The sequence below is a fragment of the Sphingomonas sp. Leaf5 genome, from assembly GCF_001421155.1.
GTDB lineage: Bacteria > Pseudomonadota > Alphaproteobacteria > Sphingomonadales > Sphingomonadaceae > Sphingomonas.
In genome coordinates, this window is the sequence record NZ_LMJZ01000019.1 from 166,174 (window position 1) to 184,767 (window position 18,594).

Here is an 18,594-nt window from a genome sequence, read left to right on the forward strand (position 1 = left end):
CTCGTCAGGCCGGAATGATCAACACGTCGACGACCGGCTTCTTGCCGGTCCAGCGCGTTGCGACGCGGCGAACCGCAAGGCGGATCGCCTCGGGCAGCTTGGACCGCTCCCGCCCCTTCGCCGCGACCGTCTCTGCCGCCGCATCGACCGCTTCCTCGAGAAAGGGTTCGCGGTCTTCCTCGACCGGCACGCCTTGCACCCGGATCTGCGGCTGACCGATCAACTGCCCGCGCCGGTCGATCGCGACCGCCACCGACATATGGCCGAATGCAGCCAGCTTGCGCCGTTCGTTGATCGTCGTCCCGTCCGCCGGCAGAATGACATCGCCGTCCAGCGCCAGTCGCCCAACGGCCGCCTGTCCGACCTTCGTCGGATTGCCCGGTGCCAGACGCACGATATCGCCATTGGTCTGGACCAGTGTCTGACCGATGCCCTGCGACAGCGCGAACCGGGCATGCTCCATCAGGTGGCGCATCTCACCATGGACCGGCACGAGGACCTTCGGACGCAGCCAACCATAAAGCTTGGCCAGTTCCGGCCGACCGGGATGGCCCGAGACGTGGACGTGTGCCTGCCGATCGGTGATCATTTCGATCCCGGCCGCGGCAAGCTGGTTCTGGATGCGACCGATTGCGACTTCGTTGCCGGGGATCTGCTTCGACGAGAAGATGACCCGGTCACCGGACTGGAGGCTGAGCTGATGCTCCCGATTGGCGATCCGCGCCAGTGCCGCGCGCTGTTCGCCCTGCCCGCCGGTCGCGATGATCAGGACCTGATCGCGTGGCAGCCGCATCGCGGTGTCGAAATCGACAGTCTGCGGGAAACTCTTCAGATACCCCGTCGCCTTGGCGACCTTCAGAATCCGGTCGAGCGAACGGCCCGCTACGCAAACCTTGCGGTTGGTGTCGCGTGCAACCTCGCCCAGCGTATGCAGGCGCGCGGCGTTGGACGCGAAGCTGGTGACCATCACCCGCCGACCCTCGGCAGAGGCGATCTGTTCGAACAGCCCCTTGCGAACATCGGCTTCCGATCCCGATGCCTCGGTGTTGAAGACGTTCGTCGAATCGCACACCAGCGCAAGGATGCCCTCGTCGCCGATCGCGGTGAGTTCGGCCGGGCTGGCCGGCGTCGCGACCATTGGTTGATCGTCGAGTTTCCAGTCGCCCGAATGAAATACCTTCCCATGCGGCGTGGATATGACCAGCGAGGTCGATTCGGGAATCGAATGCGCCATCGGCACGAAACGGACGCCGAACGGACCGACATTCACGTCACCACCCATCTGCACGATCTTCAGCTTCACCCGATCGGCAATGCCTTCTTCGTCCAGCTTGCCGCGGATCAGACCGGCCGTGAACGGCGTCGCATAAATCGGTACGCCCAGATCGGCGGCCAGATACGGCAGCGCGCCGATGTGGTCCTCATGCCCGTGCGTGATGACGATGCCGAGCAGCTGGTCGCCGCGTTCCTCGATGAATTGCAGGTCGGGTAGCATCACGTCGATGCCAGGATAGCCCGGATCGGCGAACGTCACGCCGCAATCGACCATCAGCCATTTGCCGGCGGTCCCGTACAGGTTGACGTTCATGCCGATTTCGCCCGACCCGCCGAGCGCGACGAACAACAGTTCTTTCTTTAGTGTCACTCAATCTCTTTCAATGCCCGCGCCCATTCGCGGGTTGGGTTTCGTTCAGTACGTTGCTGCAGAAATATGGGTGCGGCGCCACAGCATCGCCAGTCCCGTGATCGTCAGGTCTTGTTCGATCGAATCGAAGACCTGCGTATGTTTCTCGAACAGGATCGCCAGCCCGCCGGTCGCGATCACGCGGACCGGGCGGCCGATTTCCGCCTTCATCCGCGCGACCAGCCCCTCGATCATCGCGATATAGCCCCAATAGATGCCGATGTGCATCTGATCGGCGGTGTTGCGGCCGATCACCGTCTTCGACGCTGGCGCCTCGATCGCGATGCGCGGCAGCTTGGCCGCCGCCGTCACCAGCGCATCGAGCGACAGGTTGATGCCCGGCGCGATGATTCCGCCTTTATACGCGCCGGTATAATCCACCACGTCGAACGTCGCGGCCGTGCCGAAATCGACGACGATCAAATCGCCCGGATGGGCCGCATGCGCCGCGATCGCATTCAACGCGCGATCGGCACCGACCGTATGCGGCTCCTCGACATCGAGCGCGATGCCGAATGTCGCCGCGCCGCGCCCGGCAACGAGGGCCTCGACCCCGAAATATTTGCTGGCGAGCACTTCGAGATTATGCAGCGCGCGCGGAACGACCGTGCCGATGATCACTGCCGCTACCACCGACCGGTCACGACCGCCTAATGCGAGCAGTTGGCTCAGCCATACCGCATATTCGTCCGCCGTCCGTCGCGGATCGGTCGCGATGCGCCAGCGCGCGACGATTACCTCGCCATCGACCAGTGCGAAGACGATGTTGGTATTACCGGCATCGATCGCAAGCAGCATCGAACTTCCCCGTCTCGCCCGACCGGCGTGGTTATCCTTCCCGCTAGAGCGTGCGACGGGCCACGACAAGCACTCCGCAATGCCGCACACGCATTTGTAACGATCGCCTCATGCCGAAACATCGCCGGCGTGGACGATCACTGGCTTGCCGCCTTCATCGATCAACCGCAACGCGCCATCGGCCTCGAGGCCGTCGAACCGTCCCGAACGTTCACAACCGTCAGGCAACCGCACCCGAAGGGTGGTGCCGACGGGATGTGCCATCGTTTCCCACGCGCTTCGGACAATTGATGGATCGCCCGTCCGCCATAGTGCGACCCAGGCCGCAAAACGGTCGCGCAGTTCCGTAAGCAGCGCATCCGGCTCAACGTTGAAACCTTCCGCCACGAGACCGGTCGTCGGTCGATCGACGAGGATCGGATGCGAGGAAAGATTGACGCCGAAGCCGATCACCACCGCAGTACCGGATCGTTCGAGCAGGATACCCGACAGCTTCGCATCGCCGACCATCAGATCATTCGGCCATTTGATCGTCGCGAGCCCCGGCGCAAACGCCGCAACCGCTTCGGCCAGTGCGACCGCGGCGACCAGCGTCAGGGTATGCGCCGGCGGATCATGCGGGCGCAACCGGACGATCGTGCTGGCGAACAGATTGCCCGCACCGTCCGCCCAGTTCCGGCCCAACCGCCCTCGCCCGGCCGATTGACGCTCGGCCCGCAACCAGAGGCCTTCCTCGGCACCGGTCGCGGCAGCGGCGATCAGGTCGGCGTTGGTCGACCCGGTCTCGCCGACAACGCGGACCGTCAGAACAGTGCCCGAGCCGCCGTCAGCGACCACGCCGACAGCGCCGGGATCAGGAACAGGCTGACCGGCGAAATCACCACCGCCGCCGCAAGGGTCAAGCCACCCTCGACCAGTGCCGGTTCACGCAAGAACTCGGGTGCCGGCTCATCGAAGTACATCGTCTTGACGACGCGCAGATAATAATAGGCACCGATCGTCGACGCCGCGATACCGATGACCGCCAGCGGGAACAGGCCGGCCTGAACCGCCGCATCGAACACCGCGTATTTGGCCCAGAAGCCGAACAATGGCGGGATACCGGCGAGCGAGAACATGAAGATCGCCAGCGCCAGTGCGAGCGCCGGGCGCGTCCGCGACAGACCCGAAAGGCTGGCCAGTGTTTCCAGCGGCTGCCCGTCGCTGCCCCGCATCTGCAGGATGACGAGGAACGAACCCAGCGTCATGACGACATAGACCGCCAGATAGAACAACACACCCGCCACGCCCTGCGACGACCCCGCGGCCAGGCCGATCAGCGCGAAGCCGACATTGTTGATCGACGAATAGGCCAGCAGCCGCTTGACGTTCGTCTGGCCGATCGCGCCGACCGCACCGAGCACGATCGAGGCGAGTGCCGCAAAGATCACGATCTGCCGCCACTGGTCCACCGCCGGGCCCATCGCCTCGACCGCGACGCGCAGCGCCATCGCCATCGCCGCGACCTTGGGTGCCGATGCGAAGAACGCGGTCACCGGGGTCGGTGCGCCCTCATACACGTCCGGCGTCCACATGTGGAATGGCACCGCCGCCAGCTTGAACGCGATCCCGGCGAACACGAATACCAGCCCGAACAGCAGGCCCGTGTTCCGCGGCCCGGCATAAGCCGTCGCGATATCGGTGAACAACGTCGTGCCGGAGAAGCCATACACCAGGCTGATGCCATAGAGCAGGATGCCCGACGCCAGCGCACCCAGCACGAAATACTTCAGGCCCGCCTCGGCCGAACGCGTGTCCCGGCGCATGAAGCTGGCCAGCACATAGGCCGCAAGGCTCTGCAGTTCGAGCCCGACATACAGCAGCAGCAGATCCGACGCCGACACCATCATGCCCATGCCACAGGCCGACAACAGGATCAGCACCGGATATTCAGGCTTCAGGTCGTCGCCGCTGGTCCGTTCGAAGAAGCGGGGCGCGATGATCATGGCTACGGCCGATGCGAAATAGATCAGTACCTTGGCAAACGCGGCAAAGGCATCGGCGCGATACATGCCATCAAAGGCCGTACCACCCGACGATCCGTTACCGATCAGCGCCACGCCGGCCCCTGCCAGTATGAAGACCGCCGCGATGCTGACGCCGCGCGTCGCCGCCTGCTTGCCCCATGCCGATACCAGCATCAGGACGATCGCCCCGACCGCGAGCACCAGCTCGGGCAGGGTCATCGAAAGTTGTTCGGCGTAGCTCATCAGTGCGATTCCCCGTGCGCCGCTTCACCGCCGCCCGTTCCATGTTCCGCGGCCTTTGCCGCCGCCGCCGCCGGATTGCCGGCCGTCGGCTGTGAGTCCGAAGCCGGCGCTGCCCGTTCGATGCGAGCGAGCAGCACGCCGACATCCTTGCGCATCGGCGCAAGGAAACTTTCGGGGTAGACGCCCATCCACAGCACGACCGCTGCAATCGGTGCCAGCATCGCCAGTTCGCGCATCGACACGTCGGGCATCGCCTTCACATCGTCATGCACCAGATCACCCAGCGCGATACGGCGGTAGAGATAAAGCGAATAGGCCGCGCCCAGAATGATGCCGGTCGTGCAGATCAACGCCGCCCACGTCGAAACGCGGTACGTGCCCGCAAGGCTCAGGAACTCGCCGACGAAACCCGACGTACCCGGCAGACCGATCGACGCCATGGTGAACAGCAGGAAGAACACCGCATAGCGCGGCATATTGATCGCCAGACCGCCATAGCGCGCGATCTCCCGCGTGTGCAGTCGGTCGTAGATGATGCCGACGCACAGGAACAGCGCGCCCGATACCAGGCCGTGGCTGAGCATCACGATCATCGCGCCTTCGATGCCCTGCTGGTTGAAGGCGAACAGGCCAATGGTAACGATCGCCATGTGCGCGACCGACGAGTAGGCAATCAGCTTCTTCATGTCCGACTGCACCAGCGCGACGAGCGACGTATAGACCACCGCGATCGCCGACAGCGTCAGGATCAGCCAGGTGAGCTGCCCCGAGGCCTCCGGGAACATCGGCAACGAGAAGCGCAGAAAGCCATATCCGCCGAGCTTCAACAACACGCCCGCCAGAATGACCGAACCGGCGGTCGGTGCCTGCACGTGCGCGTCGGGCAACCAGGTGTGGACCGGCCACATCGGCATCTTGACCGCGAACGACGCGAAGAAGGCGAGCCACAGCCACGTCTGCACCTGCACCGGGAAATCATACGCCATCAGCGTCGGGATATCCGACGTACCTGCCGTGCGGATCATGTAGATCATCGCGATCAGCATCAGCAGCGAGCCGAGCAGGGTGTACAGGAAGAACTTGTACGATGCGTAAATGCGATTCGCCCCGCCCCATATCCCGATGATCAGGTACATCGGGATCAGGCCGGCTTCGAAGAACACGTAGAACAGCAGCAGATCCTGCGCCGCGAAGGTGCCGATCATCAGCACCTCGACGCTCAGGAACAGCGCCATATATTCGGGTACGCGATTGGTCACCGACTTCCACGATGCGCCGATACAGATCGGCATCAGGAAGACGCTGAGCATGATCAGCATCAACGCAAAACCGTCGATCCCCAGCGCGTAGCGGAATACGCCAAAGTCACCTATCGCCGGTGCCTCGACAAACTGCCACTGCGCGCCGCCGATATCGTAACTGGCCCAGAGTAGTACGCCCAACACGAAGTTGACCAGCGTGGCGATCAGCGCCGTCCAGCGCGCGCCGTTCGCCGATACGAACAGGCACAGCATCGCTGCGACCGCCGGTACCAGCAGCATCACCGACAGGATCGGGAAGCCGTTCACGAGTTATTCCCCCGAACCAATTGCTTGAAACCGCGCATCACGACGCGATCGCCCAGGTAACTGCCGCCGTCAGGCCGATCAGCATGACGAAGGCATAGGTGTAGAGATAGCCGGTCTGCATCCGGACCGTGAGGCGGCTCGAAAAGCCGACCAGCGCCGCCGAACCATCTGGACCGAAGCGGTTGATCGTCTGTTCGTCGCCACGCTTCCAGAAGAAACGGCCAAACGCAAAGGCCGGGCGGACGAACAGCAGATGATACAGCTCGTCGAAATACCATTTGTTGAGCAGGAAGCGGTGCAGCACGCGGAACGTGTCTGCAATCGCCGCCGCCGTGCCCGGCCGCAGGATATAGACGTAAAATGCACTCGCCAGACCGATCAGCATCACGATCGTCGCGGCCAGCTTCACCAGCAACGGCACCTCGTGCATCGCGTGCATCAGATGCTCGTTGTAGAACAGGCTGCCCTTCCAGAAGGCCTCGCCGGCGTCACCGCCGATGAACCAATGGTTGAACACATAACCGGCAGCGACCGCGCCGACCGTCAGCACGATCAGCGGGATGAGCATCACGATCGGGCTCTCATGCGGATGATAGCCCGCCGTACCTTCGACGACATCGGTGGCATGGGCGTCGTGCGTCGACGGGGCATGACCCGCGTCTTCGGCTGCCGGATGCGCATCGTGATGGGCATGATCGTCATGCCCATGATGACCGTGCGCATCATGGACCGCATGCTGGATATGTTCCGACCCGGCCCAGCGCGGTTTGCCGAAGAAGGTCAGGAACATCAGCCGCCACGAATAGAAGCTGGTGAGCAACGCTGCGAAGGTACCGACATAGAAGGCACCATAGCCGCGCGGACCCGCCGCCCACGCCGCTTCGAGGATCGCGTCCTTCGAGTGATAGCCGGCAAAACCGCCCACTTCGTAGATGCCGACACCGGTGATCGCGAGTGTGCCCGCCATCATCGCCCAGAAGGTCAGCGGAATATGCTTCCGCAGGCCCCCGTAATAGCGCATGTCCTGTTCGTGGTGCATCGCATGGATAACCGAGCCGGCACCGAGGAACAGCAACGCCTTGAAAAAGGCGTGCGTGAATAGGTGGAACATCGCCGCGCCGTAAGCCCCGACACCCGCCGCAAAGAACATATAGCCGAGCTGCGAGCAGGTCGAATAGGCGATGACCCGCTTGATGTCGGTCTGGACCAACCCGATCGTCGCCGCGAACAGGCAGGTCGCGGCACCGATACCGGTTACTACGGCCAGCGCGGTCGGCGAGGTTTCGAACATCGGCGACAGACGGCACACCATGAACACGCCGGCGGTAACCATCGTCGCGGCGTGGATCAGCGCCGACACCGGGGTCGGACCTTCCATCGCGTCCGGCAACCAAGTGTGAAGTCCGAGCTGTGCCGACTTGCCCATCGCGCCGACGAACAGCAGCAGGCAGAGCACCGTCATCGTGTCGGCGCGGAACCACAGGAAACCGATCGTCGAGCCGGCCATCGACGGCGCGGCCTCGAGGATCGCCGGGATCGAGATCGTGCCGAACACCAGATAAGTGCCGAAGATGCCGAGCATGAAGCCCAGATCGCCGACGCGGTTGACAACGAACGCCTTGATCGCCGCGGCATTTGCCGATGGCTTGCGGAACCAGAAACCGATCAGCAGGTACGATGCCAGACCGACACCTTCCCAACCGAAGAACATCTGTACCAGGTTGTTCGCGGTCACCAGCATCAGCATCGCGAAGGTGAACAGCGAGAGATAGGCAAAAAAGCGCGGCTGATCGGGGTCCTCGCTCATATAGCCCCAGCTATAGAGGTGGACGAGCGCCGACACGCTGGTGATGACGACCAGCATAACCGCGGTCAGCGGATCGACCCGCAATTCCCACGCGATGTCCATGCCGCCCGACAGAATCCAGGTCGACACCTGCGCGACGTTCGCCTGCGCCGCGCCGGTCAGGAACGGAATGAAGATCGACCACGACAGCGCGGCCGCGATCAACAGTCCGGCGGTCGTGATGATTTTCGGCACCGCGATACCGAAGGCGCGGTTGGCCAGCCCCGCGACGATCGACGCCAGCAGCGGCAGGAACACGACGATATGGATGGCGCTCACGAAAGCACCCCCGAAAACCGAAAAGCCACCGGCATCACCCCTTCATCCGGTTGACGTCGTCGACCGCGATGGAACCGCGACCACGGAAATAGATGACCATGATGGCCAGACCGATCGCGCTCTCCCCCGCGGCGACCGCCAGCACGAACATCGCGAAAATCTGACCGACGAGGTCGCCCAACTGCGCCGAGAAGGCCACGAAATTGATGTTCACCGCCAGCAGGATCAACTCGATCGACATCAGGATGACGATCAGATTTTTGCGGTTCAGGAAGATGCCGAGCACCCCCAGCGTAAACAGGATCGCCGCGACGACCAGATAATGGGTCAGTCCGATCACAGCTCCACCCCCTGCCCGATGGGCTGATTGACGTTGCGGATGGCATCCTTCGCCCGACGATTGATCTGGCGATTGATGTTCTGCGCCTTGGCATCCGCCCGCTTGCGCTGGGTCAGGACGATCGCACCGATCATCGCGACCAGCAGCACCAGCCCGACGCCTTCGAAGACGTAGAGATATCGCGAATAGAGCAGCCGCCCGATCGCCTCGATATTCGGCACCGCCGCTTCGGTGGGCGCGATGCGCCGCGCAAGGTCGATCCGGGCGGCCGTCCACGCATAGGCACCGACGATGAGTTCGACCGCAAGCAGCACCGCCAGCGCAAGGCCCGCTGGCAGATAGCGGACGAAGCCGGCGCGCAGTTCGGTGAAGTCGATGTCGAGCATCATGACCACGAACAGAAACAGGACAGCGACCGCGCCGACATAGACGATGACGAGGAGCATCGCGATGAATTCAGCCCCGCAAAGGACCATCAGGCCCGCCGCGTTGAAGAAGGCGAGGATCAGCCACAGCACCGAATGGACCGGGTTGCGCGACGTGATCGTCAGCGCAGCCGATGCCACCACGACCGTGGCGAACAGATAGAAGGCGAGTGTCTGGATCACGAGCGCTGCTCTTCCCCCTGCCCGCCCCGCGTGATGCTGCGGGACGAAACGCTAATCGATTGGCCGGCGAAGCGAGGTCTCTCGTCCCCGCCGGTACGGAATATGCGCGCCATTACCGATAGGGCGCGTCGCTCGCAAGGTTCGCAGCAATCGCGCGTTCCCAACGGTCACCATTCGCGAGCAGCTTGTCCTTGTGATAGATCAACTCTTCGCGCGTTTCGGTGGCGAATTCGAAATTCGGGCCTTCTACGATCGCGTCGACCGGGCAGGCCTCCTGACACAAGCCGCAATAGATGCACTTGGTCATGTCGATGTCGTAGCGGGTCGTCCGGCGGCTGCCGTCCTGACGCGGTTCAGCCTCGATCGTGATCGCCAGCGCGGGACAAACCGCCTCACACAGCTTGCACGCGATGCAACGCTCTTCGCCATTGGGATAGCGACGCAGCGCATGCTCGCCGCGGAAGCGGGGCGAGATCGGATTCTTCTCGTACGGATAGTTGATCGTTGCCTTGGCCTTGAAGAAGTACCGCAGCGTCAGCGCGTGCGCCTTCACGAACTCCCACAGGGTGAACGATCGGATGGTCTGGGCGATACTCATGCTGGCAATCCTACGCGCTGGATCATCAGCCAGCCCGACACGAGGAAAACGAAGGTCAGCGACAGCGGCAGGAAAATCTTCCAGCCCAGCCGCATCAGCTGGTCATAGCGGTACCGGGGCACCGTCGCCTTGATCCAGCTGAACACGAAGAAGAAGAAGAACGTCTTGGCAAGGAACCAGATGATGCCCGGCACGAAATAGAGCGGAGCCCAATCGACCGGCGGCAGCCAACCGCCCCAGAACAGCAGCGCGTTGAGCGCGCACATCAGAATGACGTTGGCATATTCGCCGAGCCAGAACAGCGCGAACGCCATCGACGAATATTCGGTCTGATAGCCCGCGACCAGTTCCGATTCCGCCTCGGTCAGATCGAACGGCGCGCGCGCCGTCTCGGCAAGCGAGGAAATCAGGAACACGACCGCCATTGGAAACAGCAACGGGTTGAAACCGAAGCCATTGATGAAGCCGAAGATATGTGCCCGCTGTTCGAGGACGATCGTCGTCAGGTTGAACGATCCGGCCCACAACACTACAGAAAGCAGCACGAAGCCGATCGCGACCTCATAGCTGACCATCTGCGCGGCGGCACGCAGCGCCGAATAGAACGGGTATTTCGAGTTCGACGCCCAACCCGAAATGATGACGCCGTACACCCCCAGCGACGATGCGGCGAGAATGTAGAGCAGACCGACATTGATGTCGGCGACCACCACGCCGACATCGAACGGGATCACTGCCCACACGATCAGCGCGACGGTGAAGGTGATGATTGGTGCCAGCAGGAACAGGCCACGATTGGCCGACGACGGGACGATCGTCTCCTGCAGGAACACCTTCAGGCCGTCGGCAAACGACTGGAGAAGGCCGAACGGGCCGACGACGTTGGGACCGCGACGCAGCGCCATCGCCGCCCAGATCTTGCGATCGGCGTAAATGATCATCGCCACCGCCAGCATCAGCGGCAAGGCGATGACCAGAATGCCAATCAGCGTCGCGACGGTCCACGCCCAGCCATAGGGCATGCCGACGGTAGTTTCGAAAAACGAGGTCACTCGGCGGCCTCCGCGAAATCCTGGCCATGGACAAGTTCGGCCGAACAACGCTGCATCGTCGGACTGGCCCGGCAGATCGCGTTGGTCAGATAGAAGTCGGTCACCGGATAGGTCACCGTCCCCGAGCCCTTAGCGTCGAGTACCGGCGGGTTCCAGTCAAACCGTACCAGACCCTCCCGACCCAGTTCGGGTACGGCCAATGCCATCGCCGCCCGCACGCCGTTGAAATCATCGAACGGCAGCGTCACGCCGAGCACTTCCGCCAGTGCGCGGAAAATCGTCCAGTCCTCGCGCGCGTCGCCGGGCGGGAACACCGCACGGTCGCCACGCTGCACACGGCCTTCCATATTGACATAGGTGCCGGCCTTTTCCGCGTAGCTCGCCCCCGGCAGGACGATATCGGCCGCCACAGCACCCTTGTCGCCATGATGGCCGATATACACCTTCATCGCGCCAGCGAACTTGGCGAAGTCCACTTCGTCGGCACCGAGGAAGAATACCAGCTTCGGGTTCGCGGCGACGATATCGGCGATGCCACCCGGCTGCGCATAGCCGAGCATCAAGGCACCCATGCGGGCGGCAGCGAGGTGGACGACGTTGAAGCCGTTCCACGTCGTGCCATCCTCGAGCGTCCGGACCAGATTGCCGTCCTGCGCAAGCTTCAACGCCGCGCCGTGACCGTTCCGGAGCGCCGCGGGACCGACGATGACCATCGGCCGCTTGGCCGCATCCATCGCTTCGGCCGCACGGTCGGGCAGGCCGCCGAGCAGACCGAGATCGTCGCCCAGCCACTCCGCCTTGTAGGTCAGATCGACATTGGGGCCGATCGCGAACACGCGTGCGCCCTTCTTGATCGCCTTGCGGACACGCGTGTTGATGAGGGGTGCTTCGTGGCGCAGGTCGGTCCCGACCAGCAGGATCGCATCGGCATCCTCGACACCGGCGATCGTCGAGTTGAACGCGACGGCCCCGAGATTGGTGACGTCATAATCCATGCCCGTCTGCCGCCCTTCGAGCAGCGACGAACCCAGCGCGTTCACCAGCGCCTTGGCCGCGAACATGGTCTCGCAATCGAGCAGGTCGCCCGCGATCGCCGCAACCGACGATCCCGCATTGGCCGCCGCGATGGCAGCGAAGGCGTCGTCCCATTCGGCCGCGACCAGCTTGCCGTCCTTGCGGACATAAGGCTTGTCGAGACGGCGACGGACGAGACCATCGACGGCGTGGCGCGTCTTGTCGTGCGCCCATTCCTCGTTCACGTCTTCGTTGATCCGCGGAACACAACGCAACACCTGTCGGCCACGGCTGTCGAGACGGATGTTGGTGCCGACCGCGTCCATCACGTCGATAGCGAGCGTCTTCTTGAGCTCCCACGGACGCGCCTCGAACGCATAGGGCTTCGACGTCAGCGCACCGACCGGGCACAGATCGACGATGTTGCCCGACAGCTCGCTCGATACCGCCTGCTCGAGATAGCTGGTGATCTGCATATTCTCGCCGCGATAGATCGCGCCGATTTCCTCGACCCCGGCGACTTCCTCGGCAAAACGGATGCAGCGCGTGCACTGGATGCAGCGCGTCATCACCGTCTTGACGATCGGGCCCATATATTTTTCGGTGACCGCGCGCTTGTTCTCGTCATAGCGCGAATGGCCACGACCGTACGCGACCGACTGATCCTGCAAGTCGCATTCGCCACCCTGATCGCAGATCGGGCAGTCGAGCGGATGGTTGATGAGAAGGAATTCCATCACACCTTCGCGCGCGGCCTTCACCATCGCGCTGTCGGTGCGGATTTCCTGGTTGTCGGCAGCGGGCAGTGCGCAGGACGCTTGCGGCTTGGGCGGCCCTGGCTTCACCTCGACCAGACACATCCGGCAATTGCCGGCGATCGACAGCCGCTCGTGATAGCAGAAGCGTGGAATTTCCTTCCCCGCCGCTTCGCATGCCTGAAGTACGGTAGCGCCTTGCGGCACTTCGACTTCGACGCCGTCTACTTTTACCTTCGGCATTATTCGGCCGCTTCCATCATGGGCGACATGCCGCCGCCACGCTTCTCGTTGATCCGCCGTTCGATTTCCGGACGGAAATTCTTGATCAGGCCCTGGATCGGCCATGCCGCCGCGTCGCCGAGCGCGCAGATGGTGTGGCCTTCGACCTGCTTCGTAACTTGTTGCAGCATGTCGATCTCGGAGATGTCAGCATCGCCGGTGCGCAACCGCTCCATCACTCGCCACATCCAGCCCGTACCTTCGCGGCACGGCGTGCACTGGCCGCAGCTCTCATGCTTGTAGAAAAAGCTGAGCCGGCTGATCGCGCGGACGACGTCGGTCGACTTGTCCATGACGATCACCGCCGCAGTGCCGAGACCCGATCCGACTGCCTTGAGGCCATCGAAATCCATCGGCGCGTCGATGATATGCTCGGCCTTGACCAGCGGCACCGACGATCCGCCGGGGATGACGCAGAGCAGATTGTCCCAGCCACCGCGAATACCGCCGCAATGCTTGTCGATCAGTTCGCGGAACGGGATGCTCATCGATTCCTCGACGACGCAAGGCCGGTTCACATGCCCGCTGATCTGGAAAAGCTTGGTCCCGCGGTTATTCTCCGCGCCGAAGCTGGCGAACCATTCGGGACTGCGGCGCAGGATCGTCGGCACTACCGCGATCGACTCGACATTGTTGACCGTCGTTGGGCAGCCATACAGGCCCGCCCCTGCCGGGAAAGGCGGCTTCAGCCGGGGCTGGCCCTTCTTGCCTTCCAGCGACTCCAGCATCGCGGTCTCTTCGCCGCAAATGTAGGCACCGGCACCACGGTGCGCGAACACGTCGAAATCATAACCCGAGCCGCAGGCGTTCTTGCCCAGCAGACCCTTGGCATAGGCTTCGGCGATTGCCGCGAACAGCGTTTCGGCCTCGCGGATATATTCGCCGCGAATGTAGATATAAGCCGCCCGCGCGCGCATCGCGAAACCCGCAACCAGCGCGCCCTCGATCAGCTTGTGCGGATCGTGGCGGATGATCTCGCGATCCTTGCACGACCCTGGCTCGGACTCGTCAGCGTTGATGACGAGGAAGTTCGGCCGGTCGGGCTTGGGCGCCTTCGGCATGAACGACCATTTGGTTCCGGTTGGAAACCCTGCACCGCCGCGCCCGCGCAGGCCCGACGCCTTGATCCGGTCGATGATCGTGTCGGGACCAAGCTGCAACAGCGCCTTGGTATTGTCCCAGTCGCCCCGAATCACGGCGGCGTCGAGGTTCCAGGGCTGGAACCCGTACACGTTGGTGAAGATGCGATCCTTGTCGGCCAGCATCCTTATCGTCCCTTCCCGATCGCCTTTTCGGCGACAAAATAAACGGCAACCATCGCCGCGACGCCGATGGCCACGCCGAGGAGTTTCAGCGCGCCGACGAACAGTTCGAGCGCGATCCACAACACGACGACACCGACCAGCGCCGCAATCAATAAGCTGCCCAGCGCCCTCACGAAGCCGTTCCCCATTCGGGTCGATAATCGTGATTCTCGGTCATCATCGCGGCGAGATTGGTCGGCTCGCCGACCGGTTCGACGGTGTGTCGGCCCGGCTCCTGCGTACCTGGCTTGGGCAGTTCACCCTTGCCCAGCGCCTGTAGGATCGCGGTCATGCGATCATAGTCTAGATCTTCGTAATTGTCGTCGTTGATCTGGACCATCGGTGCCGAAGCGCAGTTGCCCATGCATTCGACCTCGGTCAGCGTGAACAACCCGTCGGGTGTCGTCTTGCCCTTCATCAGGCCACGATTCTTGCACGCCGCGAACACGTCGTCGGAGCCGCGCAGCATGCACGGCGTCGTGCCGCACACCTGCACATGGTAACGGCCGACCGGCGCGAGGTTGAACATCGTGTAGAAGGTCGCGACCTCATACACTCGCATATACGGCATGCCGAGTTCGCGCGCGATGAACTCGATGACCGGCACCGGCAACCAGCCCTGCGTATGCGTTTCCGCACCGACCTGACGCTGGGCGAGGTCGAGGAACGGGATGGTACACGATTGCTGCCGCCCTTCGGGATATCGCGCGACGATCTCACGCGCCTTCTCGGCATTGGCAGGGTTCCAAGCGAAATTGCCCCAACGCGCGCGGACCTCCGCTTCGTCGGGGATGTTGGGGGCGTCGGCCATCAGCGAATAAACTCCACGCGGCTGACCTTGTCGCCGCTGAACGAATAGATGGTCATCACGTCGAACGGTTCGGCATCGGGCGAGCGACGGACGCGTTCGTGCAAAGCGACGCGATCAACCAGTTCGAATGACTGCAGGACTTCCGCATGATTTTGCGGAAACTCGGCGAACACCGCCGCCATGCCGCTTTCCACCCCCGCGCGCCCGTCACGCACCACGTCGCCACGATACTGCGCTTCGCAGCCGTCATCGGCGAAGAACGCGGCATAGCCCGCCGCGTCGCGCGCATTGTAGCGTTCCATCATCGCGGTCACGGTGTCGAGACGACTCAACGGTCGCACTCCCCGAACACGATATCCATGGCACCCAGAATGGCGGTGATGTCGGCGAGCATATGACCCTTCGCCATGAAGTCCATCGCCTGAAGATGGCTGAACGCGGTCGGCCGGATCTTCACCCGGTACGGCTTGTTGCTGCCGTCCGACACCATGTAGATCCCGAATTCGCCCTTGGGGCTTTCGGTCGCGACATAGACCTCGCCAGCGGGCACGTGATAGCCCTCAGTATACAGCTTGAAGTGATGGATCAGCGCTTCCATCGACTGCTTCATCTCGCCACGCTTCGGCGGCACGACCTTGCGGTCGTCGCTGGCGATCGGCCCTTCGGGCATCTGCGCCAGACACTGCTTCATGATGCGCGCCGACTGATACACTTCCTCGACGCGAACCATGAACCGGTCATAGCAGTCGCCACGCGTGCCGACCGGCACGTCGAACTCGACCCGGTCATAGGCGTCGTACGGCTGCGCCTTGCGGATGTCCCACGGAATACCCGCGCCCCGGATCATCGGACCGGAAAAGCCCCAGCGCACCGCATCCTCGCGGCTGACGATCGCGATATCGACATTTCGCTGCTTGAAGATGCGGTTTTCCGCGACCAGGCTGATCGCATCGCCGAACAGGCGCGGCAGTCGCGTATCGAGCCATTCGGCGATATCGGTCAGCAGCTTGAGCGGCACATCCTGACGGATGCCACCCACGCGCAGGAAGTTCGCGTGCATCCGCGCACCCGATGCCCGCTCGTAGAAATTCATCGTGTCTTCGCGAAGCTCGAACATCCACAGGTTCGGCGTCATCGCGCCCACGTCCATGACATGCGAACCAAGGTTCAGCATGTGGTTCATGATGCGGGTCAGTTCGGCGAAGAACACGCGCAGATACTGGGCGCGCAGCGGCACCTCAATATCGAGCAGCTTTTCGACCGCGAGGACGTAGCTGTGCTCCATGCACATCGGCGAGCAGTAATCGAGCCGGTCCATGTACGGCAGCGCCTGCGCATACGTCTTGTACTCAATCAGCTTCTCGGTACCACGATGAAGCAGGCCGACATGCGGGTCGATCCGTTCGATGATCTCGCCGTCCAGTTCGGTGACGAGACGCAACACGCCGTGTGCCGCAGGATGCTGCGGGCCGAAATTGATCGTGTAATTCTGGATCTCGACGTCGCCCGGCGTGGGGTTCGCAGCGTCGATCTTCTGATCGTAATCGGCCATTACTTGTCCTCCGCCGAAGCAGCCTTCGCGTCGGGCGACGGCACGTCGGGATCGACCGGCTTCGATTCAGGCTGGTTGCCGGGATGCGGTTTGCCCGCACCCGACTGCGCCGTACTGTCGGTCGTCTTGGGCTTGTCGACCTGCGGCTCGGCGGCCTTTACATTGTCGTCGGCGCGCTTGACCTGATCGGCGGTCACCGGCGACGGCGCGCCGGGTGCCTGCGCGACCGCAGGCTTGGGTGCTACCGCCTTCTCGTCACCGGGCAGGACGTACTCGGCACCTTCCCACGGACTCATGAAGTCGAAGGTGCGGAAATCCTGCGCGAGCTTGACCGGTTCGTAGACGACGCGCTTGGCTTCTTCCGAATAGCGCATCTCGACATAGCCGGTCAGCGGGAAATCCTTGCGCAGCGGATGGCCGCGAAAGCCATAATCGGTCAGGATACGACGCAGGTCGGCATTGCTCGAAAAGAGCACGCCATAGAGGTCATATACTTCGCGTTCGAGCCAACCGGCATTGTACCAGATGCCGGTCACCGACGGCACCGGCAGTTCCTCATCGGTCGTCACGCGCACGCGGATGCGGTGATTCCGGGTCATCGACAGCAAGTGGTACACGACGTCGAACCGCTCGGCCCGCTCGGGATAGTCGACGCCGGCAATCTCGGCCAGCATCTCGTATTTCAGGCCCGGCGTGTCGCGCAGCGTCTCCATCGCGATGACCAGACGATCGCGATCGACGGTAAGCGACACTTCGCCGACCAGATCCTGCGCGTCGATCAGCATATCGCCCAGCGCCGCCGTCGCCGTGTCGATCACGCCATCATTGGGCGCATAACGCGGTGCGGGGGCCTTCACCGTTCGATGCTCCCCGACCGGCGGATCTTCCGCTGCAACTGCATCACGCCGTACAGCAACGCTTCGGCGGTCGGCGGGCAACCGGGAACGTAGATGTCGACCGGCACCACACGATCGCAGCCGCGAACGACGCTGTAGCTATAATGATAATAGCCGCCGCCATTGGCACAGCTGCCCATCGAGATGACGTATTTCGGTTCCGACATCTGGTCGTAGACGCGACGCAGTGCCGGGGCCATCTTGTTGCACAGCGTACCGGCGACAATCATCACGTCCGACTGGCGCGGCGATGCGCGCGGCGCGGCGCCAAACCGCTCCATGTCATAGCGCGGCATGTTGACGTGGATCATCTCGACCGCACAACAGGCGAGTCCGAACGTCATCCACCACAGCGACCCGGTACGCGCCCATTGGAACAGGTCCTCGGCCGAAGTGACCAGAAAGCCCTTGTCGGTCAGTTCGCCGTTCAGGTCATTGAAGAAACCCTGATCGGGAACCTGTACCGGCACGCCTGCCGCGTTACCCGCGCCGAATCCGTGCGGCGGCGTCGTCAGTTCTACTCCCATTCGAGAGCTCCCATCTTCCAAGCGTATACGAGACCCAGCGCCAATTCGCCGATGAAGACCATCATCGACACCCACGCGGTCCAGCCGAGGTCGAAAACCGATACTGCCCAAGGATATAGGAAGGCTGCTTCGAGATCGAAGATGATGAACAGGATCGCGACCAGATAAAAGCGTACGTCATACTGGCTGCGCGAATCCTCGAACGCGGGAAAGCCGCATTCATATTCGGTCAGCTTTTCCGGGGTCGGCTTATACGAACCGGTGAAACGCGATGCCACCATCGGCAGTACGACGAACGCCGTCGACAGAACCAGGGCAATGCCCAGGAACATCAGGATCGGCAGATATTGCGACAGGTCGACCAAGGCAGGGTCTCTCGCGGTTGCGGTATGGATGAGGCCGGCTTTAGGCCGATGCCGCGGGGGCATCAA

At 62.8% G+C, this 18,594-nt stretch carries 19 protein-coding genes; all 19 read right to left on the reverse strand.

The window, feature by feature from the left end:
* Window positions 1-4: 4 nt before the first annotated feature.
* Window positions 5-1,645 carry a ribonuclease J gene (locus tag ASE50_RS12055; RefSeq protein ID WP_156347431.1) on the reverse strand — a complete coding sequence of 547 codons (1,641 nt, stop codon included), beginning with the start codon at window positions 1,643-1,645 and terminating at the stop codon, window positions 5-7.
* 45 nt (window positions 1,646-1,690) lie between these two features.
* The gene (locus ASE50_RS12060) at window positions 1,691-2,482 is read right to left on the reverse strand and encodes a type III pantothenate kinase (RefSeq protein ID WP_056400620.1); all 792 of its coding nucleotides are present in this window, start codon (window positions 2,480-2,482) and stop codon (window positions 1,691-1,693) included.
* A 108-nt stretch (window positions 2,483-2,590) separates the two neighbouring features.
* Window positions 2,591-3,319: a biotin--[acetyl-CoA-carboxylase] ligase gene (locus ASE50_RS12065; RefSeq protein WP_235512320.1), complete on the reverse strand. Its 729-nt coding sequence runs from the start codon at window positions 3,317-3,319 to the stop codon at window positions 2,591-2,593.
* Window positions 3,286-4,731, reverse strand: a complete 1,446-nt coding sequence (nuoN, locus tag ASE50_RS12070) for an NADH-quinone oxidoreductase subunit NuoN (RefSeq protein WP_056400629.1) — start codon at window positions 4,729-4,731, stop codon at window positions 3,286-3,288. Before nuoN ends, ASE50_RS12065 begins: the two co-directional genes overlap by 34 nt.
* Window positions 4,731-6,299 (reverse strand): NADH-quinone oxidoreductase subunit M, encoded by a 1,569-nt coding sequence (locus ASE50_RS12075; RefSeq protein WP_056400632.1) that lies wholly within the window; start codon window positions 6,297-6,299, stop codon window positions 4,731-4,733. Before ASE50_RS12075 ends, nuoN begins: the two co-directional genes overlap by 1 nt.
* A 37-nt stretch (window positions 6,300-6,336) precedes the next feature.
* Window positions 6,337-8,424, reverse strand: a complete 2,088-nt coding sequence (nuoL, locus tag ASE50_RS12080; RefSeq protein WP_056400635.1) for an NADH-quinone oxidoreductase subunit L — start codon at window positions 8,422-8,424, stop codon at window positions 6,337-6,339.
* Window positions 8,425-8,458: 34 nt separating this feature from the next.
* Complete coding sequence (gene nuoK, locus ASE50_RS12085; protein WP_055755914.1) at window positions 8,459-8,764, reverse strand: NADH-quinone oxidoreductase subunit NuoK; 306 nt, start codon at window positions 8,762-8,764, stop codon at window positions 8,459-8,461.
* Window positions 8,761-9,372 (reverse strand): NADH-quinone oxidoreductase subunit J, encoded by a 612-nt coding sequence (locus ASE50_RS12090; protein WP_056400637.1) that lies wholly within the window; start codon window positions 9,370-9,372, stop codon window positions 8,761-8,763. Before ASE50_RS12090 ends, nuoK begins: the two co-directional genes overlap by 4 nt.
* A gap of 112 nt (window positions 9,373-9,484) precedes the next feature.
* Window positions 9,485-9,970, reverse strand: coding sequence for an NADH-quinone oxidoreductase subunit NuoI (nuoI, locus tag ASE50_RS12095; protein WP_055999366.1), 486 nt, complete (start codon window positions 9,968-9,970; stop codon window positions 9,485-9,487).
* Window positions 9,967-10,992, reverse strand: a complete 1,026-nt coding sequence (nuoH, locus tag ASE50_RS12100; RefSeq protein WP_414882173.1) for an NADH-quinone oxidoreductase subunit NuoH — start codon at window positions 10,990-10,992, stop codon at window positions 9,967-9,969. Before nuoH ends, nuoI begins: the two co-directional genes overlap by 4 nt.
* A 26-nt stretch (window positions 10,993-11,018) precedes the next feature.
* A complete protein-coding gene (nuoG, locus tag ASE50_RS12105) occupies window positions 11,019-13,034 on the reverse strand; it encodes an NADH-quinone oxidoreductase subunit NuoG (RefSeq protein ID WP_056400640.1) in 2,016 nt (671 codons plus the stop codon).
* Entirely contained in the window at window positions 13,034-14,338 is a 1,305-nt protein-coding gene (gene nuoF / locus ASE50_RS12110) for an NADH-quinone oxidoreductase subunit NuoF (protein WP_056400643.1), read from the reverse strand. The genes nuoG and nuoF overlap by 1 nt, the downstream gene beginning before the upstream one ends.
* Window positions 14,339-14,340: 2 nt before the next feature.
* On the reverse strand, window positions 14,341-14,511 hold the full coding sequence (locus tag ASE50_RS12115; RefSeq protein WP_156347432.1) for a hypothetical protein: 171 nt from the start codon (window positions 14,509-14,511) through the stop codon (window positions 14,341-14,343).
* Window positions 14,508-15,188, reverse strand: coding sequence for a complex I 24 kDa subunit family protein (locus ASE50_RS12120; RefSeq protein WP_056400649.1), 681 nt, complete (start codon window positions 15,186-15,188; stop codon window positions 14,508-14,510). The genes ASE50_RS12115 and ASE50_RS12120 overlap by 4 nt, the downstream gene beginning before the upstream one ends.
* Window positions 15,188-15,529: a nuclear transport factor 2 family protein gene (locus tag ASE50_RS12125; protein ID WP_414882154.1), complete on the reverse strand. Its 342-nt coding sequence runs from the start codon at window positions 15,527-15,529 to the stop codon at window positions 15,188-15,190. Before ASE50_RS12125 ends, ASE50_RS12120 begins: the two co-directional genes overlap by 1 nt.
* Entirely contained in the window at window positions 15,517-16,740 is a 1,224-nt protein-coding gene (locus ASE50_RS12130) for an NADH-quinone oxidoreductase subunit D (RefSeq protein ID WP_056400652.1), read from the reverse strand. Before ASE50_RS12130 ends, ASE50_RS12125 begins: the two co-directional genes overlap by 13 nt.
* Window positions 16,740-17,597 carry an NADH-quinone oxidoreductase subunit C gene (locus ASE50_RS12135; RefSeq protein ID WP_056400655.1) on the reverse strand — a complete coding sequence of 286 codons (858 nt, stop codon included), beginning with the start codon at window positions 17,595-17,597 and terminating at the stop codon, window positions 16,740-16,742. Before ASE50_RS12135 ends, ASE50_RS12130 begins: the two co-directional genes overlap by 1 nt.
* Window positions 17,594-18,163 carry a NuoB/complex I 20 kDa subunit family protein gene (locus ASE50_RS12140; RefSeq protein WP_056400658.1) on the reverse strand — a complete coding sequence of 190 codons (570 nt, stop codon included), beginning with the start codon at window positions 18,161-18,163 and terminating at the stop codon, window positions 17,594-17,596. Before ASE50_RS12140 ends, ASE50_RS12135 begins: the two co-directional genes overlap by 4 nt.
* A complete protein-coding gene (locus ASE50_RS12145; RefSeq protein ID WP_056400661.1) occupies window positions 18,154-18,528 on the reverse strand; it encodes an NADH-quinone oxidoreductase subunit A in 375 nt (124 codons plus the stop codon). The genes ASE50_RS12140 and ASE50_RS12145 overlap by 10 nt, the downstream gene beginning before the upstream one ends.
* Window positions 18,529-18,594 lie beyond the last annotated feature (66 nt).